The sequence below is a fragment of the Streptomyces sp. NPDC034099 genome, from assembly GCF_055575415.1.
In genome coordinates this window covers 61,993-83,490 of record NZ_JBVISR010000005.1, presented here as the reverse complement: position 1 = coordinate 83,490, position 21,498 = coordinate 61,993, and the positions used below count along the sequence as shown (strand labels likewise).

Annotated in this window: 26 protein-coding genes; 13 read left to right on the top strand and 13 right to left on the bottom strand. The window is 72.9% G+C overall.

Annotated elements, in window-relative coordinates; all coding sequences use genetic code 11:
* Window positions 1-51: 51 nt before the first annotated feature.
* Both ACZ56V_RS16135 and ACZ56V_RS16130 read right to left on the bottom strand, forming a co-directional pair.
* Window positions 52-1,146: a baeRF3 domain-containing protein gene (locus ACZ56V_RS16135; protein ID WP_467384035.1), complete on the bottom strand. Its 1,095-nt coding sequence runs from the start codon at window positions 1,144-1,146 to the stop codon at window positions 52-54.
* Between the two features lie 52 nt (window positions 1,147-1,198).
* Window positions 1,199-2,842, bottom strand: coding sequence for an alpha/beta hydrolase (locus ACZ56V_RS16130; RefSeq protein WP_468942793.1), 1,644 nt, complete (start codon window positions 2,840-2,842; stop codon window positions 1,199-1,201).
* A 233-nt stretch (window positions 2,843-3,075) separates the two neighbouring features.
* On the opposite strand from ACZ56V_RS16130, the gene ACZ56V_RS16125 reads away from it, so the two are divergent.
* On the top strand, window positions 3,076-3,810 hold the full coding sequence (locus ACZ56V_RS16125; RefSeq protein ID WP_398910249.1) for a chaplin: 735 nt from the start codon (window positions 3,076-3,078) through the stop codon (window positions 3,808-3,810).
* Between the two features lie 48 nt (window positions 3,811-3,858).
* Here ACZ56V_RS16125 and ACZ56V_RS16120 read toward each other — a convergent pair whose 3' ends face one another.
* Complete coding sequence (locus ACZ56V_RS16120) at window positions 3,859-4,344, bottom strand: nucleoside deaminase (protein ID WP_468942791.1); 486 nt, start codon at window positions 4,342-4,344, stop codon at window positions 3,859-3,861.
* Between the two features lie 158 nt (window positions 4,345-4,502).
* Here ACZ56V_RS16120 and ACZ56V_RS16115 point away from each other — a divergent pair, with 158 nt between their 5' ends.
* Window positions 4,503-5,462 (top strand): SDR family oxidoreductase, encoded by a 960-nt coding sequence (locus ACZ56V_RS16115; RefSeq protein WP_398910245.1) that lies wholly within the window; start codon window positions 4,503-4,505, stop codon window positions 5,460-5,462.
* Window positions 5,463-5,473: 11 nt separating this feature from the next.
* Here the strand turns inward: ACZ56V_RS16115 and ACZ56V_RS16110 are convergent, their stop codons facing one another.
* Together ACZ56V_RS16110 and ACZ56V_RS16105 are read right to left on the bottom strand one after the other, a co-directional pair.
* Window positions 5,474-5,743 carry a GlsB/YeaQ/YmgE family stress response membrane protein gene (locus ACZ56V_RS16110; protein ID WP_356367092.1) on the bottom strand — a complete coding sequence of 90 codons (270 nt, stop codon included), beginning with the start codon at window positions 5,741-5,743 and terminating at the stop codon, window positions 5,474-5,476.
* A 144-nt stretch (window positions 5,744-5,887) separates the two neighbouring features.
* The gene (locus tag ACZ56V_RS16105) at window positions 5,888-6,331 is read right to left on the bottom strand and encodes an SPW repeat protein (RefSeq protein WP_030182497.1); all 444 of its coding nucleotides are present in this window, start codon (window positions 6,329-6,331) and stop codon (window positions 5,888-5,890) included.
* A gap of 221 nt (window positions 6,332-6,552) precedes the next feature.
* Here ACZ56V_RS16105 and ACZ56V_RS16100 point away from each other — a divergent pair, with 221 nt between their 5' ends.
* The 7 genes from ACZ56V_RS16100 (at window position 6,553) to ACZ56V_RS16070 (ending at window position 12,427) form a co-directional block, all read left to right on the top strand.
* Window positions 6,553-6,636, top strand: a complete 84-nt coding sequence (locus tag ACZ56V_RS16100) for a putative leader peptide (protein WP_356367094.1) — start codon at window positions 6,553-6,555, stop codon at window positions 6,634-6,636.
* 206 nt (window positions 6,637-6,842) lie between these two features.
* Window positions 6,843-7,421, top strand: a complete 579-nt coding sequence (gene ssuE / locus ACZ56V_RS16095) for an NADPH-dependent FMN reductase (RefSeq protein ID WP_468942787.1) — start codon at window positions 6,843-6,845, stop codon at window positions 7,419-7,421.
* 123 nt (window positions 7,422-7,544) lie between these two features.
* Window positions 7,545-8,693, top strand: a complete 1,149-nt coding sequence (locus tag ACZ56V_RS16090; protein WP_468942785.1) for an LLM class flavin-dependent oxidoreductase — start codon at window positions 7,545-7,547, stop codon at window positions 8,691-8,693.
* Between the two features lie 262 nt (window positions 8,694-8,955).
* Complete coding sequence (locus tag ACZ56V_RS16085) at window positions 8,956-9,846, top strand: glycoside hydrolase family 19 protein (protein WP_468942782.1); 891 nt, start codon at window positions 8,956-8,958, stop codon at window positions 9,844-9,846.
* A 10-nt stretch (window positions 9,847-9,856) separates the two neighbouring features.
* Window positions 9,857-10,774, top strand: a complete 918-nt coding sequence (locus ACZ56V_RS16080; RefSeq protein WP_468942779.1) for an aldo/keto reductase — start codon at window positions 9,857-9,859, stop codon at window positions 10,772-10,774.
* Between the two features lie 108 nt (window positions 10,775-10,882).
* A complete protein-coding gene (locus tag ACZ56V_RS16075; RefSeq protein ID WP_398910236.1) occupies window positions 10,883-11,278 on the top strand; it encodes a VOC family protein in 396 nt (131 codons plus the stop codon).
* Between the two features lie 69 nt (window positions 11,279-11,347).
* Window positions 11,348-12,427, top strand: a complete 1,080-nt coding sequence (locus tag ACZ56V_RS16070) for an adenosine deaminase (RefSeq protein ID WP_467384049.1) — start codon at window positions 11,348-11,350, stop codon at window positions 12,425-12,427.
* On the opposite strand, the gene ACZ56V_RS16065 is transcribed toward ACZ56V_RS16070, so the two are convergent.
* Both ACZ56V_RS16065 and ACZ56V_RS16060 read right to left on the bottom strand, forming a co-directional pair.
* A complete protein-coding gene (locus ACZ56V_RS16065) occupies window positions 12,409-12,924 on the bottom strand; it encodes a mycothiol transferase (protein ID WP_467384051.1) in 516 nt (171 codons plus the stop codon). The two genes, ACZ56V_RS16070 and ACZ56V_RS16065, sit on opposite strands and share 19 nt — an antisense overlap.
* A 40-nt stretch (window positions 12,925-12,964) precedes the next feature.
* On the bottom strand, window positions 12,965-13,849 hold the full coding sequence (locus ACZ56V_RS16060; protein WP_104631343.1) for a LysR family transcriptional regulator: 885 nt from the start codon (window positions 13,847-13,849) through the stop codon (window positions 12,965-12,967).
* 128 nt (window positions 13,850-13,977) lie between these two features.
* Here ACZ56V_RS16060 and mgrA point away from each other — a divergent pair, with 128 nt between their 5' ends.
* Window positions 13,978-14,970, top strand: coding sequence for an L-glyceraldehyde 3-phosphate reductase (mgrA, locus tag ACZ56V_RS16055; protein ID WP_468942774.1), 993 nt, complete (start codon window positions 13,978-13,980; stop codon window positions 14,968-14,970).
* A gap of 82 nt (window positions 14,971-15,052) precedes the next feature.
* Here the strand turns inward: mgrA and ACZ56V_RS16050 are convergent, their stop codons facing one another.
* A complete protein-coding gene (locus tag ACZ56V_RS16050) occupies window positions 15,053-15,433 on the bottom strand; it encodes a nuclear transport factor 2 family protein (protein ID WP_468942771.1) in 381 nt (126 codons plus the stop codon).
* A gap of 329 nt (window positions 15,434-15,762) precedes the next feature.
* Between ACZ56V_RS16050 and ACZ56V_RS16045 the strand changes: the two genes are divergently transcribed.
* Complete coding sequence (locus ACZ56V_RS16045; protein WP_076973003.1) at window positions 15,763-16,173, top strand: hypothetical protein; 411 nt, start codon at window positions 15,763-15,765, stop codon at window positions 16,171-16,173.
* A 28-nt stretch (window positions 16,174-16,201) separates the two neighbouring features.
* On the opposite strand, the gene ACZ56V_RS16040 is transcribed toward ACZ56V_RS16045, so the two are convergent.
* From ACZ56V_RS16040 to ACZ56V_RS16030, 3 genes are all read right to left on the bottom strand, one after another.
* Complete coding sequence (locus ACZ56V_RS16040) at window positions 16,202-17,485, bottom strand: streptophobe family protein (protein WP_468943477.1); 1,284 nt, start codon at window positions 17,483-17,485, stop codon at window positions 16,202-16,204.
* Window positions 17,486-17,619: 134 nt separating this feature from the next.
* Window positions 17,620-18,036, bottom strand: coding sequence for a PRC-barrel domain-containing protein (locus tag ACZ56V_RS16035; protein ID WP_398910373.1), 417 nt, complete (start codon window positions 18,034-18,036; stop codon window positions 17,620-17,622).
* A complete protein-coding gene (locus ACZ56V_RS16030; RefSeq protein ID WP_468942767.1) occupies window positions 18,033-18,617 on the bottom strand; it encodes a PRC-barrel domain-containing protein in 585 nt (194 codons plus the stop codon). Before ACZ56V_RS16030 ends, ACZ56V_RS16035 begins: the two co-directional genes overlap by 4 nt.
* Window positions 18,618-18,784: 167 nt before the next feature.
* On the opposite strand from ACZ56V_RS16030, the gene ACZ56V_RS16025 reads away from it, so the two are divergent.
* Entirely contained in the window at window positions 18,785-19,240 is a 456-nt protein-coding gene (locus ACZ56V_RS16025; protein WP_467384057.1) for an ATP-binding protein, read from the top strand.
* A gap of 30 nt (window positions 19,241-19,270) precedes the next feature.
* Here ACZ56V_RS16025 and ACZ56V_RS16020 read toward each other — a convergent pair whose 3' ends face one another.
* The gene (locus ACZ56V_RS16020) at window positions 19,271-20,158 is read right to left on the bottom strand and encodes an RNA polymerase sigma factor SigF (RefSeq protein WP_398910371.1); all 888 of its coding nucleotides are present in this window, start codon (window positions 20,156-20,158) and stop codon (window positions 19,271-19,273) included.
* A 256-nt stretch (window positions 20,159-20,414) separates the two neighbouring features.
* Here ACZ56V_RS16020 and ACZ56V_RS16015 point away from each other — a divergent pair, with 256 nt between their 5' ends.
* Window positions 20,415-20,843 carry a helix-turn-helix domain-containing protein gene (locus tag ACZ56V_RS16015; protein WP_467384059.1) on the top strand — a complete coding sequence of 143 codons (429 nt, stop codon included), beginning with the start codon at window positions 20,415-20,417 and terminating at the stop codon, window positions 20,841-20,843.
* Window positions 20,844-20,894: 51 nt separating this feature from the next.
* On the opposite strand, the gene ACZ56V_RS16010 is transcribed toward ACZ56V_RS16015, so the two are convergent.
* Window positions 20,895-21,497 (bottom strand): ClpP family protease, encoded by a 603-nt coding sequence (locus tag ACZ56V_RS16010; RefSeq protein ID WP_104631335.1) that lies wholly within the window; start codon window positions 21,495-21,497, stop codon window positions 20,895-20,897.
* Window position 21,498 lies beyond the last annotated feature (1 nt).

The following is a 21,498-nucleotide window of genomic DNA, read 5'->3' as shown; positions in this document are numbered from 1 at the left end:
ACGCGCGTCAAGAGCCACGGGCGGTGAGCGGTCGCCGGGCAGGGGGCGGCGTCAGTACCGCAGCACCCCCGCGATGCCGTCCGCGTCCCCGAGCGCCCCGTCCGGCACGAAGCGGACGTCGGCACCGGTCTCCAGGCACTGCTCGACGATCTCGTCCACGATGTCCTCGCGGGCGTCGAGGTCGCCGTCGCCCGCCGGGAGCAGGTGCTCGCCGTCGTCGCGCATCGTCACCTTGAAGCCCTCCTCGACGGCCAGCAGCCGGACGCGGCCCGTGTGGGCGCTCTCCCACAGTTCGTCCACCCCGGCCGCGAAGTCCTTGCGGCCGCGGGCCGCGTCCAGTTCCCTGGCCACGGCCTCGACCTGCCCGCGCGCCTCGTCCTCGAGCACCGGCCGCACCGCCTGCCACACCGCCTCGGCGGTGCCGTGCGCGAGCCCGCCGTGCGGGACGAGCACCGCGCCGGCGGCCAGAGTGCCCGCGTCGTCGAACAGGGACAGCGCCGGCTCGGGGCCGGTGATGTACAGCGGCCGGGGATGCGCGCGCAGCACCCTGCCCATCGCGGCGTCGGCGTCGCGCAGGAACCTGCGGGTGCCCTCGTCCCGGAAGGTGCTCGGCGCGTCACCGATCCGCTCCTGGCGCTCGGGGTCGAAGTCCTCCGCTGGCCGGTCCAGCGGGAAGCCGCCGAGGTGTTCCTCCACGACCCGGTCCGCGCCCCCGTTCCACAGCTTGACGCGGTCGGCGGCGACCGACAGCACCCAGAACGGCCGCTCGGCGGCCTGTGCGGCGACGAGGTTGCGGGTCAGGAAGGTGTCCGAGAGGACCACGCGCTCGGGCACGGAACGGCTGAGCGTCCAGACCTGGTGCTCACCGGGGGCGGCGAAGATCGCCAGACCGTCCTCGGCGTACGTCAGGTCGACCTCGGCCAGTGCCCGGTCGAGTTCCCGGGACACCTCCGTGCGCCGGTCGCGGCTGACCGCCGGATCCTCCTCCAGCTGCTTCTTGGCCGCGGCGACCGCGTTGCGCAGCCGGACGCGGTCCTGGGCGTTGTCCGGCTCGCGGCGGTGCGTCGGCGTCAGGACGGACACGGCCGGATACGGGCGGGGGCGCCGCAGTTCGGCGAGGGTGGCGGGACTCAGATCGTGCTCCATGTCAGCACGATAGGCCCCACGGACATATCAGGCATTCGGAGCAGATCGCCGCTCAGTCGGACCCGGTGCCGACGGCGGACTCGGGGCCGCAGGAGCTGCCGTCCGGCGGCAGGGAGCCGTACAGCAGGAAGTCGTCGACCTTGCGGTGCACGCACTCGGAGGACGCGTAGCCGGTGTGTCCCTCGCCCCGGTTGTCCAGGACCACGGCGGAGGGGCCGAGCCGGTCGGCCGTCTCCACGGTCCACCGGTACGGCGTGGCCGGGTCGCCGCGGGTGCCGACCAGGAGCATCTTCGCGGTGTCGAGGTCCTTCACGCCGTCCCGGATGTAGTCCGTGCCCTTGGGGCGGCCGTAACACATGAGCACCTGGGTGAGCCGGTACCGGCCGAAGACCGGTGAGGCCTCCTCGTAGCGTGCGCGCAGCCGGCCGAGGGACGCGGTGACCTGGGCGGCGGTGGGACGGTCCGGGTCGTCCGCGCAGTTGATCGCCATCAGGGCGGCCGGGAGGTTGTCCATGGGGACGTCCTCCTCGTCGGTGAGGCCGGCCCCCCTGTCCCCGCGCACCGGGAAGGTGACGCCGCCCGACGAGAAGCCCTCCAGGCCGCGGGTGTCGCCGTCCTCGAGCAACTGCGCGAGTGCCCGCTCCAGCGACGGCCACAGTTCCCGGCTGTACAGCGCCTGTCCGATCGCGCCGACCATGTCCTGCCCGGTGAAGGGCTCGCCGAAGGCCGACGGCACCGGGTCGGAGTCGAGCGAGGCGACCAGGCGCTCGACCTGGTCGCGGGCGTTGCGCGCGTCCTGGCCGAACGGGCAGGCGATGTCCTCGACGCACCAGTCGAGGAAGTTCTCCAGCGCGGTCTGCTGCCCCCGGGCCCCGGCCAGCCCCTGCTCGGTCAGCGGTTCCGTCAGCGTGTCCACCCCGTCGAGGACCATCCGGCCGACCTTGTCCGGGAACCGGGCCGCGTACACCGCCCCGAGCCGGGTCCCGTAGGAGAACCCCAGGTAGTTGAGCCGGTCGTCGCCCAGTGCCCGGCGCATCACCTCCATGTCGCGGGCGGCGTCGACCGTGCCTATGTGGGGCAGTACGGGGCCCGAGTACTTGGCGCACTCGGCAGCCGCGTCCCGCAGCCGCTTCAGCACGTCCTCGGGGTCGCTCATCCCCCCGTCCCCGTCCGTCGCCTCCACGATCTTCAGGGTGGCCGGTCCGCAGGACACGGGGGAGGAGCGGCCGACGCCGCGGGGGTCGAAGGTCACCACGTCGTAGCCGTTGGTGAGGTGCATGAACTCCTTGCCGCCCACGGCGAGTTCACTGACGCCGGAGCCGCCGGGCCCGCCGAAGTTCAGCAGGACCGAGCCCCGCGAGTCACCGGTCGCCCGGTACCGGGCCAGGGCCACGTCGAGGGTCCGCCCCTCGGGCCGCGCGTAGTCGAGGGGGACGGTGACCTTGCCGCACTGCAGGTCATTCGGCATGTCCATGCCCTCGCATGCCGACCATGTGACCTTCTGGTCGTAGAACCGGGACATGCCGGGTCGGGCGTCCCGCGTGGTCGCGGTGGTCGCGGTGGTCGCGGTGGTCGCGGTGGTCGCGGTGGCTGCGGCGTCGGCCGCGGGCAGTCCCGCGCCCAGCAGGGCCAACCCGAGTGCCCCGGTGACCGCGCGGCGCCGGACCGAGGGCCGAGTCTCCAGCTTGGCCTGCATCGATGCCTCCCGGGCGCCCCGTCGCGGACCGGTGGTCGGCGCCCTCGCTCACCATAAGCGGGCTTCCCGGCCGGCGCCTCCGGGCGACAGCGCACCGGACGACGCACCGCTTGTTCGATGAAAGGCCCACTCGATGGGGTGAAAGGCCGATAAGCCATAACTCGGATGGTGCGCCCGCGTTTTAACCGGTGCGGGCGACTGCCCGCGACCATGTCTGGAAGGCAGGGAACCTCATGAGAAGGGTTACCCGAAACGGTGTGCTCGCCGCCGCCGCCTCAGGCGCGCTGGCCGTGACGATGCCGGCGTGCGCGGCGTTCGCGTCCGACGGTGCCGGCGCCGACGGGTCCGCGGCCGGTTCGCCCGGGCTGATCTCCGGCAACACCGTCCAGCTCCCGGTGGACGTGCCGGTCAACGTGTGCGGCAACACCGTGAACGTGGCGGGGCTCCTCAACCCGGCCGCGGGCAACAGCTGCGCCAACACCGGGGAGACGGGTGCGTCCCACACGGGTGGGTCCCACACAGGGACGCCGCACACAGGGGCGTCGCACCACGGGGCGGGCGCCTCGGGCGGTACGTCCGGCGGCGCGGTCGCCGAAGGGGGCGGAAAGGATTCGCCCGGCGTGCTCTCCGGCAACGGCGTGCAGCTGCCGGTGCACCTCCCGGTGAACGTCAGCGGCAACAGCGTCAACGTGGTCGGCATCGGCAACCCGGCCGTCGGCAACGAGTCGACGAACGACTCCGGTGACCGGCCGGAACCCGCACGGCCCCCGGCGGAGCCGGAGCCGTCCGCCCCCGAGGAGGAGCGTGCCGGGCCCGAACCGTCCCCGCACGCTGCCCCGCCCCGGGAAGAGGTGTCTCTCGCCCACACAGGGGCGGACCATACGGCGCCCGCCCTCGCCGGTGGCGCCGCACTCGTGCTGGGGGGAGCGGCCCTCTACCGACGCTTCCGGCCGGGCACCGAGAGCTGACCGCGGCCGGGGCACCCGCCCGCCGTCCGGACGGGAGGGCGCCCCGGCTCAGACGCGTCCGGCGTGGAAGCGCCGGTGCAACGCGCGGATCTCCTCCGTGAGTTGCGGCACCGGACCCTCCACGGTCATTCCGGGCGCCACCTCCCGCACCGGGAGCGGCCGCACCGGTGGTGCCGGGACGCCCCACTCCCTCAGCCACGCCACCAGTTGCTCCGACGAGGCGACGTACACGATGCGCCCCAGGCCCACCCACGCGTGTGCGGCGGCGCACATCGGGCAGTGCTCGCCCGACGTGTACACCGTGGCCGCGGCCCGTTCCCCGGCGGTCAGCCGGGCGGCGGCCCAGCGCGCGAGCTCGAACTCCGGGTGACGGGTCCGGTCACCGGAGGCCACCCGGTTGTGGTCCTCGGCCAGCACCGTGCCGTCCCCGCCCACCAGCACCGACCCGAACGGCTCGTCGCCGGCCTCCAGTGCCTCGGCCGCCAGCTCCACACAACGGCGCAGGTGTGGCAGTTCGGCGTCCTTCACGGCCATGGCGCACCACCCTCCTCGTGAATCGATCATTCCCGCCCAGCCTAGGTCCGTCCCCATCTCTCCCTGGCCCGAGTGCCTTGCTATGAGCAATCACGCGCGTTAGAGTCTCTAACGAAATCGAGTAATAGTAGCGTAGCGATCGAGACCAGAGGAGCGCCATGTCCACCGCCACCCCGCAGCCGCCCGCCCCGCACGTCGTCCTGGGATCCGGCCCCGCCGGCACCGCACTCGCCCGTGAGCTGGTGCGCAGGGGGCAGCCCGTCCGCCTGGTGGACCGCGCGGGCACCGGCCCCGCGATCGAGGGCGTCGAGCGGGCCGCCGCCGACGTCGGCACCGCCGACGGTGCCCGCACCGCCATACGGGACGCCGCCGTCGTCTACCACTGCGTCAACGTCGCCTACCACCTCCAGGTCGAGGTGATGCCCCGTGTCCAGGAGGCCGTCCTGGCCGCCGTCGAGGCGAGCGGCGCCCGACTGGTGGTGCTCGACACGCTCTACCCGTACGGCGAGACCGGGGGAGCGGTGATGACCGAGGACAGCCCCTGGAAGGCGACCAGCCGCAAGGGGCGGATGCGCGCCGAACTGGACGAGCGGTACCTCGCCGCGCACCGGTCCGGCCGGGCCCGCGTGGTCCTCGGCCGCAGCGCCGACTTCGTCGGGCCCGGTGTCCTCAACTCGTCCCTGGGCGCCGCCGTCTTCCCCGGCGCGCTCACCGGCGGGGACGTCGTGGCGATGGGCGACATCGATCTGCCGCACAGCTACACCGGCATCCAGGACGTGGCGGCCGGTCTCGCGACCCTCGGCGAGCGTCCTGACGGCGACGGCCGCGTCTGGCACCTGCCGACCGCGCCGGCCGTCAGCACGCGCGAGATCCACGCGACGATCGAGAAGCGGGTGGGCAGCCCGCTGAATGTCGTCGTGCTGGACCGGCCCCGCCCCTTCGGTCCCTTCGACGAGCGGTTGATGGCCGAGTACGAGGAGATGTTCTACCAGCACACGGAGCCGCAGATCATGGACTCCAGCGCCTTCGAGCGGTTCTTCGAGGCGGCTCCGACGCCGCTCACGGACACCCTGGACGCGACCGTCACCTGGTACGAGGCGTGGCTCCGCAGCCGGTGACGGTCAGCCCCTCATCGGCCCGGACGTGACCGGGCCCGGTCCAGCGCGGCCACGCCGACCGCGGCCAGGCCGATCTGGATGAGCCACTCGACCCAGTCGACACCGTCGGTGTCGGCCACGTCGAACGCCGAAGCGATCCCCGAGCCGACGAGCGCCGCCACGATGCCGACGAGGATCGTCCACAGGACGCCGATGCGCTGCCGGCCCGGAACGACCAGCCGGCCCAGCACCCCGATGACGACACCGATGACGATGGCGCTGATTATGCCGTCGATCTCCATCTCCACCCCTTTTCTCGTCAGGATCCCCGCTGCAGTGCGTCTGCCCGCTGCGGTCCGGTGCAGTCCGCGCCGGGCGGACGAGGCACGGGCGACGGGCCGGCCCGCGAGTGCGGGGCCGGCCCGTGCCGTTTCCTTCCTGTGCGTCTAGGGCCTGCGTGGCGCGCTCCGCGCCGCCGTACCGGCGCAGACCATGCCCAGAATCAAGGCCAGGGCGCCGATGACGATGTTGTTCCAGATGACACCGGCGTCCGGGCTCGTGCCGACGATCCAGGGCGAGATGATCATCCAGACTCCGATCGCGCACATGGCCCAGCTGAGGCCGTACATGCGCTCCGGGGCGCGGGTGAATCCAAGGGCCAGTAGACCGATGGCGATGCCCACGATCAGATTGTGGGCCACGAGTGAGGGCTGGCTGGTGGTGAAGTGGAGTATCCACGGGGACACGGCACAGTAGAGGCCGAGCAGGAACACCGGCCCGTCCACGAGTGCCACGTCGCGACCACCGAGCACGCGCGCGTAGCGCGCCTGCATCTCCGGGGCGTCCGGGTGGCTGGTGATGTCACCTCGGGAGTGCGAGACGTTGGCCATGAGTCGTCTCCTTTGACTTGCAGGGCCGACCGCTTCTGGTGCGGTGTGCGGTAGCGCCGCATAAGAGCATTCTGCTCTTATTTCTCCCTTATGTGTAGGGGTGGGCAGGTCAGAATCCTGACGGCCCGCTCTGTCACACCCGTGTGAATTCCCGGACCGGGACGTGAGACGGCTGCGGTACTCCTTGACCGTCCTCGAGCGCGGCTGCCACGATCGTCGGCATGCCAACGCGACCGGATCTCACGCGGCGACGCCACGTCGACCTCGCGCGCGTCTCCAGCGCCTCCTGTCGCACCGCGGCCTGATCCCGCCGATCCGCCGCCTCGTCGCTCCCTCGCCGCACCGGCCCGGCACCGTCCTGCGCGCGACTTCCCGCATCACCTGAACCCGGCCGCACCGCGGCCCGGTTGGGCCCGCTGCCCGCCCATGTCCCGGTCGACGTACTCCCGCAGGGGGAACCGCCGGGCATGCCGACGCGCCCGCCCACCGCGGACCCCCGAAAAGAGGACCCATGGCCACCGTCCTGTCCGTCTCCGGCAGCCCCTCCGCCTCCTCCCGCACCAACCGGCTGCTGCGCCACCTCGACGACCGCCTCACCGCGCGGGGGCACGAGGTGATACCGCTCGACGTCCGCACCGTCCCCGCCGAGGCCCTGCTCGGTGCGGACTTCGGTCATCCCGCGATCACCAAGGCCGCCGAACTGTTCGCCCGGGCCGATGGAGTCGTCGTCGGGACGCCCGTTTACAAGGCGTCGTACTCCGGGGTTCTGAAGGCCCTGCTCGACCTCCTCCCGCAGTACGCCCTCACCGGCAAGACGGTGCTGCCGCTCGCCACCGGGGGTTCCATCGCCCACGTCCTGGCCATCGACTACGCGCTCCGCCCGGTGCTCAACTCCATGGGCGCGGCGCACGTGGTGCAGGGCTGGTTCACCCTGGACCGGGACATCACGGCCCACGCGGACGGCACGGTCACCGTCGCCCCGGGTGCCGCGGAGGCCCTCGCCCACGTGGTCGACCAGTTCTCGGCGGCCCTGGCCGCCCGCCCGGCCGTCCCCGTGCCGCCGCTCCCCGCGCTGGCCGCGGCGAGCTGAGCGACCCGCGAAGCCCTCGCGGACAGGGCCGGGCCATGACGCCCGAGGCCCGCCCTCCCGCACCTCGCCGCACCCACGGGGCCGTCCCGCGCCCCGCACCGACCACACCCCGAACGGAGACCCGTGTCGAGCCTGACCTTCCACTGGTTCCTGCCCACCAGCGGCGACAGCCGCGATGTCGTCGGGGGCGGCCACGGCGCCCCGGCCACCGACTCCGGGCGCAACCGGCCGCCGACCGTGGCCTATCTGACCCAGATCGCCCGCGCCGCCGAGGACCTCGGCTTCGTCGCCGCGCTCACCCCCACCGGTGCCTGGTGCGAGGACGCGTGGCTGACCACCGCGATGGTCTCCCAGGCGACCGAACGCCTGAAGTTCCTGGTCGCGTTCCGCCCCGGCTCCGTCTCGCCCACGCTGGCCGCGCAGATGGCGTCCACCTTCCAGCGACAGACCGGCGGACGGCTCCTGCTCAACGTCGTCACGGGCGGCGAGAGCCGCGAGCAGCGGGCCTACGGGGACTTCCTGGACAAGGACGCCCGTTACCGCCGTACCGGCGAATTCCTGCACGTCGTACGGGAGTTGTGGGCGGGCCGGACGGTGGACCTGAGCGGCGAGCACCTCCGTGTGGAGGACGCGAAGCTCGTGCGGGTGCCCGATCCCGTGCCCGAGGTGTACTTCGGCGGCTCCTCCGCCGTCGCCGGAGAGGTCGCCGCGCGGTACGCCGACGTGTACCTCACCTGGGGCGAACCGCCCGAGCAGGTGGCCGCCAAGATCGCCCGGCAGCGGGCCCTGGCCGCGAAGGAGGGCCGTACGCTGCGGTTCGGCATCCGGCTGCACGTCATCACCCGAGACACCGCGGAGCGGGCCTGGGCCGAGGCGCACCGGCTGCTCGACGGCTTCGACCCGGAGACCGTACGGGCCGTGCAGGCCGGCCTCGCCCGCAGCGAGTCCGAGGGGCAGCGCCGCATGCTCGCGCTGCACGGTGGATCCAGTGACGCCCTGGAGATCCACCCCAACCTGTGGGCCGGTATCGGCCTGGTGCGCGGCGGCGCGGGCACCGCCCTGGTCGGCAGCCACGAGGAGGTCGCGGACCGGATCGCCGAGTACCACGCCCTGGGCATCGACGAGTTCGTCCTCTCCGGCTATCCGCACCTGGAGGAGGCCTACTGGTTCGGCGAGGGCGTCCTGCCGCGCCTCGCCCGCCGGGGACTGTGGCGCCACCCGGCCCGGGGGGCGGCCGACCGCGACGCGGCGCCGTTGCCGGTCGCCGTCTAGGGCGGGGCGCGACGGGGTGCGACAGGGCGCGGGGGCGACCCGTCGGCCCCGCACGCCCCTGTGTCAACTCCGCGACAGAGCAGTCGGATTGGATTGGTCTACACCCTTGACTGGTACAGACCAACGCGGTTGAGTGTGCCCCACACCCCCCTCCACGGCCGCCCCCACGCCGTGGCCGGTCCGACCGGCACGTGCGCACAAGGTTCCGCTCCGCCCTGCCCCGGCACGGGAGCGGCCGTGCTCCGCAGAAGGAGACAGACCTGTGTCGAGGCGCCGTATATCCGCCGTGCTGACCGCACTCGCGCTCGCGGGCGCAGTGCCGTTGCTCATGCCCGCCGACGAGGCCTCCGCCGCCGCGTGTTCGAGCTACCCCGCCTGGTCGGCCGACGCGAACTACAACACCGGCGACATCGTCCGCTACACCGACGGCAAGGCCTACATCGCCGAGCACGCCAACCCGGGCTACGACCCGCTCATCAGCACCTGGTACTGGGAGCCGTACGCCTGTGGCGGCGGTTCGCAGACGCCGGTCGGCAACTTCGTGGTCAGCGAGGCCCAGTTCAACCAGATGTTCCCGGGCCGGAACTCCTTCTACACCTACAGCGGCCTCACCGCCGCGCTCAGCGCCTACCCCGGCTTCGCCAACACCGGCAGCGACACCACCAAGAAGCAGGAGGCCGCGGCCTTCCTCGCCAACGTCAGCCACGAGACCGGCGGCCTGGTGCACATCGTCGAGCAGAACACCGCCAACTACCCGCACTACTGCGACTGGAACCAGCCCTACGGCTGCCCGGCCGGCCAGGCCGCCTACTACGGGCGGGGGCCGATCCAGCTCAGCTGGAACTTCAACTACAAGGCCGCGGGCGACGCGCTCGGCATCGACCTGCTGGGCAACCCCTGGCTGGTGCAGAACGACGCGGCCGTGGCCTGGAAGACCGGCCTGTGGTACTGGAACACCCAGTCCGGGCCCGGCACCATGACCCCGCACAACGCGATGGTCAACGGCGCCGGATTCGGCCAGACCATCCGCTCCATCAACGGCTCCCTGGAGTGCGACGGCAGGAACCCCGCGCAGGTCCAGAGCCGGGTCACCAAGTACCAGCAGTTCGGCCAGATCCTCGGCGTCTCCCCGGGCGGGAACCTGTACTGCTGACCCCTGCCGGGTGTGCGAAACTCCGCCGACGACCTCGCAAACGATCACCGCGGAGTCCGCGGGCACCTGGCACCTCGGCGACCTGCCCGTCCGGCGCGTCGGCTTCGGCGCGATGCGGCTGACGGGCAGCGCCGCCTTCCACCTCGGCACCCCGAGCGAACGCGGGCGCTCCCTCGCCGTGCTGCGCCGGGCCGTCGAACTCGGCGTCAACCACATCGACACCGCCGCCTTCTACTTCTCCTCCCTGCGCTCCGCCAACGAACTGATCAACAGCGCGCTCGCGCCCTACGCCGACGACCTGGTCGTCGCCACCAAGGTCGGCCCGTACCGCGACTGGTCGGGGGAGTGGGGCACCTCCGCCCGCCCCGAGGACCTGCGCGCCCACGTCGAGGAGAACCTGCGCCAGCTCGGCCGGGACCACCTCGACGTCGTCTACCTGCGCCGCATGCGCCAGGACTCGATCGCCGAGCACTTCGGCGCCCTGGCCGGGCTGCGCGAGGCGGGACTGATCCGCCACCTCGCCCTGTCCGACGTGGAGCCCCGGCACCTGGCCGAGGCGCAGGCCATCGCGCCGGTGGTGAGCGTCCAGAACCGGTACGGACTCGGCTTCCACGACCCCGCCACCGACGCGCTCCTCGCCCAGTGCCGCGCCCAGGGCATCGCCTTCGTGCCGTTCTACGCCATCGCCGGCGAGGCCGGACCCCGGGGCGCCGGCACCGCCCACGAGGAGGAGGTGCGCGCGGTGGCCCGGGCGCACGGCGCGACCCCCGCGCAGGTGAGGATCGCCTGGACCCTGCACCAGGGCCCGAACGTCCTGGCCATCCCCGGCACCGGCAACCCGGACCACCTCGCGGAGAACGTCGCCGCGGGCGGGCTGCGCCTCAGCGACGCGGACCTGGCGCGGCTCGACGGCGCCCGCAAGGGCTGACGCCCGCCGCACGCCCGCCGGCACGGCCGCCGGTCTCGGGCGGGACTTGGCGTCCGGAGAGTTTTACGTATAACCTCTCCCGTCAATCGCCCGTCCCGGAAGGTACCGATGACACGCATCGCCCTGGTCGCCCTCGTCGTCGACGACTACGACGAGGCGATCCGCTTCTACACCGAGGCCCTGGGCTTCCGCCTCGCCGAGGACACGCCCCGGCACGACGGCTCCCGCTGGGTCGTCGTCGAACCCGGAGGTCCGGGCGCGGGCACCGCCCTGCTGCTGGCCCGTGCCAAGGGGGAGGCCCAGCGCGGCCGGATCGGAGACCAGACGGGCGGGCGCGTCGGGTTCTTCCTGCACACCGACGACTTCGCCCGCGACCACGCCCGCATGGCCGCGGCCGGCGTGACCTTCCTGGAAGAGCCCCGGCACGAGCCCTACGGCTCGGTCGCCGTCTTCCAGGACCTCTACGGCAACCGCTGGGACCTGCTCCAGCCCGCCATCCGCTGACCGGCCCGGCAACTTCACCCGCCCGTCCCCGCAACATTCACGCCCAGAACCGCCGAGGAACCACCGCACATGTCATCTACGCGCATAGACACCGAGACCCTCCGCCGCCTCCCCAAGGCGGTCCTCCACGACCACCTCGACGGCGGGCTGCGCCCGGCGACCGTCGTCGAGCTGGCCGGGAGCGTCGGCCACACGCTCCCCACCACCGACCCCGACGAGCTGGCCGCCTGGTACTACGAGGCCGCCAACTCCGGTGACCTGGTGCGCTACATCGCCACCTTCGAGCACACCCTCGCCGTGATGCAGAACCGCGAGGGCCTGCTGCGCACCGCCGAGGAGTACGTCCTGGACCTCGCCGCCGACGGCGTCGTCTACGGCGAGGTCCGCTACGCCCCCGAGCTGAACACCAGGGGCGGGCTGTCGATGAGGGAGGTCGTGGAGACCGTCCAGGAAGGACTCGCCGCGGGCATGGCCAAGGCCGCCGCCGCCGGGACGCCCGTCCGGGTCGGCACCCTGCTCTGCGGCATGCGGATGTTCGACCGGGTCCGCGAGGCCGCCGACCTCGCCGTCGCCTTCCGGGACGCCGGTGTCGTCGGCTTCGACATCGCCGGCGCCGAGGACGGCTTCCCGCCCGCCGACCACCTCGACGCCTTCGAGCACCTGCGCCGCGAGAACGTGCCCTTCACCATCCACGCCGGCGAGGCGCACGGACTGCCCAGCATCCACCAGGCCCTCCAGGTGTGCGGCGCCCAGCGCATCGGCCACGGGGTCCGCATCACCGACGACATCCCCGACCTCGCGGCGGGCAAGCTCGGCCGGCTCGCGGCCTGGGTGCGCGACCGCCGCGTCGCCCTGGAGATGTGCCCGACCTCCAACCTCCAGACCGGTGCCGCCACCTCCATCGCCGAGCACCCGATCACGGCGCTCAAGGACCTCGGCTTCCGCGTCACCCTCAACACCGACAACCGCCTCGTGTCGGGCACGACGATGACGCGCGAGATGTCCCTGCTGGTCGAGCAGGCGGGCTGGAGCGTCGAAGACCTGCGCACGGTCACCGTGAACGCCCTCAAGAGCGCCTTCGTCCCCTTCGACGAGCGCAGGGCCCTCATCGAGGACGTGGTCCTGCCGGGCTACGCGTCCGCGCTCTGAACGAGCCCGCGCACATAGGCCGCCTGTCCGACGTGCTGGAGATCGTCGGACAGGACGCTGACCAGCCGCACGGCGAGCGTGACCGGCGGGTCCCAGTTGTCGTCCACGACCCGCTCCAGGTCCTTGGCGGTCAGTGAGGCGAGGGCCGTGCGGGTCTGCTCGTGCACGGCGTCGTAGTAGCCGGTCAGCAGGTCGCCCGAGCCGACCCGCACCTTCGCGACCTCGGCGGAGCTGTGCCCGTACCCGGTGTCGCGGCGGGGCAGCCCCAGTCCGAAACGCTTCTCCCACTCGCCGGTGAGCCACACCTGGTCCAGCCCGAAGGCGTCCGCGACGTGGTCGTCCTGGACCCGGGTGAGGTGCCAGACCAGCCAGGCGACGGAGTTGGCGTCGGCGCCGGGCCGGGCGTTCAGGCCGTCGAGGTCCAGGCCCTCGACGGCGGCGTGGACTTCTTCCTGGATACGGCCGTAGCCCTCGATGAGGATGTCCTTCGCATGCATGCGTCCACCATCGCGCAGTCCGGCCGCCCGCGCCCCCCGTTCACGCGCTTCCCGTCTCCAGCAGCCCCATCAGCGCCCGCGCCGCCGGACTGGTGGCCTGCGCGGGCGGGAGCAGCGCGATGGTCTCGTACTCCGTCCCGGCCGCGTCCTTGAGCGGCAGCGAGGTGAGGGCGGCCCGCTTGTGCCTGAAGTGCCGCGGCACGACCGCGATGCCCAGATTCTCGTCGATCAGGTCCAGCAGCCCGTGCACGTCGTTGACCTCCAGCGGCACGGTCCGGCGGACGCCCGCCGCGGCGAAGACGGCGTCGGTCACGCGGCGCGGACCCCAGTCCGGGTGGAAGTCCACGAAGACCTCGTCGGCCAGGTCGTGCGGGGTGAGCACCGCGCCGTCCGCCGCGAGCCGGTGGTCGGGGTGGCACAGCACCGTCATCGGCTCGCCGGCCAGCGCCACCGAGCGCAGCTGGTCCGTGTCCGCCTGGGTGCGGTAGGCGAAGGCGAGGTCGAGCCGCCCCGCCGCGACCTCCTCCGCCAGCTCCCCGGAGCCCGCCTGCCGCAGCCGGATCTCCACGTCCGGGTGGCGCCGCCGGAACGCCGCCAGCAGCCCGGCCACCGGCACCCCGGCGATGCACTGCTCCGCGCCCAGCGAGAGCGTCCCGCGCAACACCCCCTGCACCGCGGCGACCGCCTCGTGCGCCGACCGCACCTGGGCCAGGATGCGCTGCGCCTCGCCCAGCAGTGCCCGCCCCGCCTCCGTCAGCGTCACCCGGCGGGTCGTACGCACGAACAGCGGCGCCCGCAGCTCCCGCTCCAGCGCCCGGATCGACGCCGACAGGCCGGACTGGGACACCAGCAGCCGTTCCGCCGCGCGGGTGAAGTGCTGGTCCTCGGCGACCGCCACGAAGTGCTGGAGATGACGCAGTTCCATGATTGAGAAGCGTAACCGCGCAATCCCATCGGATTCTTCTGTTGGACCACTGCCCGCAGGTCACGCCAGAGTGGAGGACGGTTCCACCCAAGCCCCGAACCTCGGGGGCCAACCCCTCTGGAGTCGCGTTGTACACCGCACACCCCGACCGCTACGCGGAGATGCCCTACCGGCGCACCGGACGCAGCGGCCTGAAGCTCCCCGCGCTCTCGCTCGGCCTGTGGCACAACTTCGGCCCGGACCGCCCCGTCGAGACCCAGCGCGCCATCCTGCGCCGCGCCTTCGACCTCGGCGTCACCCACTTCGACCTCGCCAACAACTACGGCCCGCCGCGCGGCTCTGCCGAGTCCGCGCTCGGTGAGGCACTCAAGGCCGACTTCGGGGCGTACCGGGACGAGCTGGTCGTCTCGACCAAGGCCGGCTACCTGATGTGGCCCGGCCCGTACGGCGAGTGGGGCTCACGCAAGTACCTGCTGTCGTCCCTGGACCAGAGCCTTTCCCGGATGGGCCTGGAGTACGTCGACATCTTCTACTCGCACCGCCCCGACCCTCAGACTCCGCTGGAGGAGACGATGGGCGCGCTGCACACGGCGGTACAGCAGGGCAAGGCGCTGTACGTCGGCGTCTCCAACTACTCGCCGGAGCAGACCCGTGAGGCCGCCCGCATCCTCGCCGAGCTGGGCACCCCGCTGCTGATCCACCAGCCGCGCTACTCCATGCTCGACCGCCGTCCCGAGACCAGCGGGCTGCTGGACGCCCTCGACGAGCTGGAGGTGGGCTCCATCGCCTACTCCCCGCTGGAGCAGGGCCTGCTGACCGGCCGCTACCTCGACGGCATCCCCGAGGACTCCCGGGCCGCGAGCGACAGCCCCTTCCTGAACTCCGACGCCGTCACCGAGGAGCTGGTCGGCAAGCTGCGCGCCCTGAGCGACATCGCAGGGTCCCGTGGCCAGTCGCTGGCCCAGCTGGCCCTCGCCTGGGTGCTGCGGCAGGGCAGGGTGACCTCCGCCCTGGTCGGCGCGAGCAGCCCGCGGCAGCTGGAGGACAGCGTCGCGGCCATCGGCAACCTCGACTTCGACGCCGACGAACTGGCCCGCATCGACAAGGTGGTCAAGGGCTAGGCGGTCGCTCGAACGGATGCGAGCCGGGTCGGGAGGCGGTACACCGCCTCCCGACCCGGCTCGCGTACGTGCCCCGGCCTCCTCACGCCCCCGCGGGCACCCGGTCCAGGAAGCCGAGCACCGACCGGATGCGGTCCTCGCCGTCCAGGGTGATGACGTCGAACCCGGCCACCGGCGCCGAGCCGTCGGCCTCGCTCACCAGCTCCCAGGAGAAGCGCGCCGTGTCGTGGTGCCCGTCGACCGCACCCGACAGCCGGAAGGAGAAGCCGGGGAACTGCTCGTGCGCCGCCGCCATCACGGCCGCGATCTGCTCGTGGCCGCGCACGTCGGCCAGGGGGTCGGTGTAGCCGCCGCCCTCCGTCCAGGCCGCGGCGACCGCCTTGGCCACCGCGTCCGGGCCCGCGTTCCAGGCTTCGAAGTAGCGGGCGACGGCGTCCTCGTAACGACGGGTGGGTGCGGACATGGCGATCAGCCTCCAATGAGGTGGGTGCGCTGGTCAGGGGCCGGATCCCGGTCTCGGTGACCCGGCAGGACCACCCTGCCCGCGGCCGACGGCACCGTCGATTACCCGCGGGGTCATGCACACGGTGCTGCGGTGGTGCGGCGTTTCGGCCAACCGCCGCCGCGAATATGCCAGGAGACTGGCCGGAAATTCATGGTGACAGTGGTTAAGGAGTGAACATACTCACCACTAGGGCCTCTCACACCATGCGACAGCGCCCTCACGCACAGCACACGAGCCGCACGGACGCGCCGCCCGACCGGCAGGCGGGCGTGACGGGGAGGGCAGCAGTGCACGACGAGTTCCTGTGCCACGTCACCGCCTACGGTGTCTGTGACGGCCGACGCATCGGTGTCCCCCTGGGCACCTACCGGGCGCCCACCCTCGCCCTGGCCCTGTGGTGGCTGCGGGACCGGGCGTCGTGGATCGCCGAGCGGCTGGACCCGCAGCCCGACACCCCCCACTTACCGCGCGGCGCCCTGACTCCCGTCGCCGACGACGCGCCCGACGTGCCGCGCATGCTGCGCGCCTGGTGTGCCGACGACGTACAGCAGGAGCTGGTCGCCGACGAGTTGGCCGCGGGGCACCTGGTGCGCGTCGCGACCAGTGACGAGACCACCGAGTACGAGCTGATGGCCGAGTCCGTGGACGCGCTGCGCATGCAGCGGGCCGCACCGCTCCTGGTCGTCCCCGTCGCCTGAGTCTCCCGGTGCGCCGCACCCGCCCGCTTCAGGACCGGGCCCGGCCCGACCGCCCGCCCAGCCACCGCGCGAGCAGCGCGCCCAGGAACCCGGCGACCAGGCCCCACAGCAGCGCGAGACCCACCGCACCCCACAGCCGCGGCCGCAGGAACAACTGCCCGGAGAGCCCGCCGCCCAGGTCGCCGATGCCGAGCACCGACAGTCCGTAGTGGGCGGAGATCCGGCCGATCAGGCCGATCACGAGCACCGTGAGGGCCAGCGCGACGGCCATGCGCACGGCGTGCAGCCAGGCCGGCAGCCGGGCCGGGGAGCGGGACGCCATGAGGAATCCGGCCGCCAGGACCAGGACCACCGCGGCGACCAGGAGCCACCACATCCGCCCGTCGCGCTCGGCGAGCGTGCCCACGTTCACGGTCGAGACGTCCGGGGTGCGCAGCACCTCGTCGAGCACCCGCGGCATCGGGAGCCCGAACGGCCCCTCCACGCGTCCGTTCCAGGTCGCCCCGAGGCCGATCGTGAGCGCGGGCCAGGCCAGGTTCGGCAGTCCGAGCAGCAGCACGGCGAAGGTGTCCGCCGGACGGCCCCGCGTCCCGGCGACGACCAGGGCGACGACGACGCCGACGACCACGTAGGCGAGCAGCAGCGCGACCATCGCGTACGCGGCCGGCCGCACCGACGTCCGCAGCCGCAGCAGCCGCCCGGGCAGCGGCGCCCGGCGCGAGGCCAACAGGGCGAGGACGAGCACCCCCGCCAGCCACAGCAGACCGAAGAGGACGGTCAGCGGCACGTCCGTGGTGAAACCGACCGTCGGGCTGACGCCGAACAGGTCGCCGAGGTCGTTCAGCAGGCCCTCCCCGAGCGAGACCTCGAAGGTCTGCCGCGCGGCGAACGCCGTCCCGAGGAGGGCGAGCAGCCACAGGACGGCGATCCGCCCGGCCCAGCCGGCCAGTTCCGGGACGCCGGTCACGGCCCGGTGGCGCAGCGGCCGCAGGAAGCCGCGGGCGATCACCAGCGCACCGGTCAGGGTGACGGACAGCGGCATCACGGTCAGCCCCGCGTCGGTGGCCGCCAGCTCGCCCGCGTCGCCCGACATCTCCAACGCGCCGCCCACGGCGGTGACGACGGTCGCCACCACGACCCGGGGGAAGGCGTTGTCGGGCAGGTCCGCGGCACCCGCCGCCCACAGTCCGAGCGCGGCCACGGCCCCCATGGCGACCAGCCCCGCCAGCACCGTGCCCAGCGCCTGCGCCCAGCCGTGCCGGGCGACCGCCCGGTCGGAGGTTCCGGGAGACCCGGGGGGTACGGGCGGCAGGGGAGGTACGGGAGGTACTGCGGGGGGCTGCGGACTCACGGTGCCACGCTAAGCAGCCCCCGCCGGGCACGCCCGCCGACAGAGCCGTCCGCGTCGGACGGCGGGCGCGGGCTCCGCCCCGCACCGGCCGGTGTTCAGGCCGCCCGCACGACCAGGGCGTAGTCGCCGAGGCCCAGCAGCCGGTCGGCCGGCAGTTCGCCGCGGGTGGTGAAGAGCGCGAGGAGACGGGCGGTGCGGGTGTCGAACGCGACGTCCAGCACCGTGCCCTGCCCGGTGCCCGTGTCGGTGAGTATCCGGCGGCCCAGCAGGTCGTGGTGAGGCGGCTCCCACTCGGGGGCGGCCGCGGACCGTACCCGGACGGCGCCCGGTCCGACCGCGCCCACCGCGTCCCAGGGCAGCGCCGTCTCCGGGCCGAACCGGCTGCCGCGCCACCGGACATGGCTGACGGACCCGGTGGCGACGTCGACGGTCAGGGACGTCACGGTGCCCAGCGGTCCGGCTCCGTCCGGCGGCACCACCGGCAGTCCGCGCACCTCGGTGAACAGCATCACGGCAGCGATCCTCGCCACGGGCCCGGCACCCGCCCGACCAGGGCGGTGAAGCCGGGCAGGTCGTCCGCGACGTGCCGGACGGTGTCCTCGGGAAGCACCAGCGCCCGGCCGGTGACCGTGAGCGTCTCGCCGCGCGGCACGTACACCCGGCGCCGGTGCCGGGCGGGTCCGGGCACGAACCGCCGGCTCGCCGCCACCCGGAAGCCGACCACCCCGCCACCGGTGCCGCCCTCCACCACGACGTCCAGTACCGTGCCGATCTCCGCTCCCGCCTCGGTCAGCACTCTCGCCCCCAGCAGACGGGACCGCAGGTTCGTCCGGTGCTCCGTCATCGCCGCCGCGGCCACCAGGCCCCGCCGGTCCCGGATCATCACCGCGTCGTGGCCCAGCGCGTACACGGCCGACCACGGCAGGCCTTCCTTCATCGGGCCGGACAGCAGGCCCCGTCCCGTCAGGGTGAAACCGGTGATCCGGGCCGCGGCGGCGTCGCATACGGTGTCCTTGACCTGGGCGACGGCATCGCCGCCGAGCGTGACCACCGGCCGGGTGGTGAGGCTTCGTGCGGCCATCAGTTCGTTCATCGCACACCCTTCCCCACCCGCTCGCACACGCTTCCCACACCCACGGGTTCCCCGCACGAGTGTGACGATGCCCGCACTGCGAAGAGAGGGGGACTGCGATGCGCGGTTCGGGGTACGAGGACGGGTGCAGCAGAGTCCGGCCAGTCCGGCTTCCGAGAGAGACACGCATGACCGAGTACCTGGACGGGGCAGTGATACCGACTGGCTTCGACGTACCCGTCGAACCGCTGAGGCGGGCGGCGCACTACTCCGGTGAGCCGGGATGCATAGCGCAGGCGCGTTCCTTCGCCTCGCTCTTCCTCGACCAGCTGAGGACCGAGTGGTGCGCCACGATCGGCCCCCGCGCCGACGGAGCGGTGCTCCTGGTGGTCAGCGAGCTGGTCACCAATGCCGACCGGCACAGCAGGGGGCCGTACATCCTGGAGCTGGAGGGCACCGGCAGCTCGGTGGTGGTGACCGTGTACGACAGCAGCGGCGCCGTGCCGGAGCGCTTCCCCCGGGACCCCGAGCGGGTCGGCCGGCACGGCCTGGAGATCGTGCACGCCCTGGTGGAGACGGTCGTCGTCGAACGCGTCCCGGTCGGCAAGCGCGTACGCGCCGTGGTGCCCCTCAGCGAGGGGTGAAGGGCACCGTCGTCGTCGCGGGACGGGGGCTCAGGCGCAGCCGAGTTCGCCCAGCATGCCCTCGCGCAGCCGGGTGATGATCCGCTTGATCAGCCGGGACACGTGCATCTGCGAGCAGCCGAGCCGTTCGCCGATCTCCGCCTGGGTGGCCTCCTCCACGAACCGCAGGTGGATGATCTGCCGGTCCCGCTCGCTCAGCTCGGCCATCAGCGGGGCCAGCGAGTGGAAGTCCTCGACGAGCCGCAGCCCGTCCTCCTCCACGCCGATGAAGTCGGCCAGGACCGACTCGCCGTTCTCGGGGCCGTCGCCGGTCAGGGCGGCGTCCAGCGAGGAGGAGTTGTAGCCGTTGGACGCGATCTGGCCCTCGATCACCTCGCTCTCGCCGATGTTCATCAGCGTGGCGAGTTCGGCGACGGTGGGCTCGCGGTCCAGGCGGGAGGAGAGCTCCTCACGGGCCTTGGCCAGCTCCACGCGCAGCTCCTGGAGCCGCCGCGGCACGTGCACCGCCCAGGTGGTGTCCCGGAAGAAGCGCTTGATCTCGCCGACGATGTACGGCAGCGCGAACGACGTGAACTCGACCTCGCGCGCCAGCTCGAAGCGGTCGATGGCCTTGATCAGACCGATCATGCCGGTCTGGACGATGTCCTCCATGTCGTCCCCGCGACCGCGGAAGCGGCCCGCCGCGAACCGCACGAGCGACATGTTCATCTCGATCAGCGTGTTGCGCGCGTACTGGTACTCCTGCGTGCCCTCTTCGAGTTCCGCCAGGCGCCGGAAGAACTGGCGGGACAACTGCCGCGCGTCGCGCGGGGCCACGGTGCGGGGGTCCACGACACCGCGCGGTGATCCCTCACCCGTCCCGCTCCCGGCGGCCTCCTCGACAAGCTGCGCCTGCGGCCGGACCACGACGGTCTCCATTGCCTCTCCCACGAAAGTCACGGTGCGACGTCTCCCTAGGCTTTTCCCGCTTGCGGGTACCCGGGCCGCGACGGCACATGCCACCCGTTTCCACAGGTGGCGCGATACGTGTGCCGCGGCGCCTTCGCGGGGTGGTGCGTCCCCTTTCAGGGTAGTGCGGCGGGCCGCACCCGGCACCCCGCAAACGCGTCGTGATTTCCCTGAGGGCGGAACGCCGCCCCCTTCCGTGACACGGCCGGGACCCTAGGCTGAGGAGGTGACCAGCCACGTGCCGAACGAAGCCCGCGTCATCGCGCTGCGCCCACGGGCCCAGCGCCCCGAAGCGCGTCCCGCCGCCGCACCGGTTCCCCCGGAGCGAAGGCCGCCCACCGTGCGAGAGCCCCTGTGGCGCGATCTGGTCGGCGACGTCCTGCGGCGCGAACGCCTGGAGCAGGAGCGCACGCTGAAGGAGGTCGCGGAGGCCGCCCGGATCTCCATGCCCTACCTGTCGGAGGTGGAGCGCGGCCGCAAGGAGGCGTCCTCGGAAGTGCTGGCCGCCGCCGCGGGCGCCCTCGGACTCGGCCTGGGCGACCTGCTGGCCCGCGCGCAGGGCGAGCTGGTCCGCCTCACCTCCCGGCACACCGGCGCGGGAGCGGGCCGCGGCACCTCCGGAGCGCGGTTCGACGGGATGTGCCTGGCCGCCTGAGACCGCGCACGGGCCGGCGCCCCGCACGGGGCGGGACGCCGGCCCGGCCGCTCACACCCGCGCCCGGCGCCGGGCGAGCACCTCGTCGGCCAGCCCGTACGCCACCGCCTCCTGGGCGGTGAACACCTTGTCGCGGTCCATGTCCGCGCGCAGGGTCGCCACGTCGTGGTGGGTGTGGCGGGCCAGCACCTCCTCCACCTGGGAGCGGATCCGCACCATCTCCTTGGCCTGCAGCGCCAGGTCGGAGACCGTCCCCTGCCGGCCGCCGCTGGCCGGCTGCCCCAGCAGGACCCGCGCGTGTTCGAGCACGAACCGCCGCCCGGGGTCCCCGCCCGCCAGCAGCACGGCCGCCGTGGACGCCGCCTGCCCGACACAGAAGGTCGAGATCGGGGCCTGCACGAAGGTCATCGTGTCGTAGATCGCCATCAGCGACGTGAACGAGCCACCGGGGGAGTTGATGTAGACGGCGATCTCGCTCTCCGGGGCCGACGACTCCAGGTGCAGCAGCTGCGCGATCACGACATTGGCCACGCCGTCGTCGATCTCGGTGCCCAGGAAGATGATCCGCTCCGACAGCAGCCGGCTGAACACGTCGTAGGACCGCTCGCCCTGCGGGGTACGCTCGACGACGTTCGGAATCGTGTAGCTCCCCATG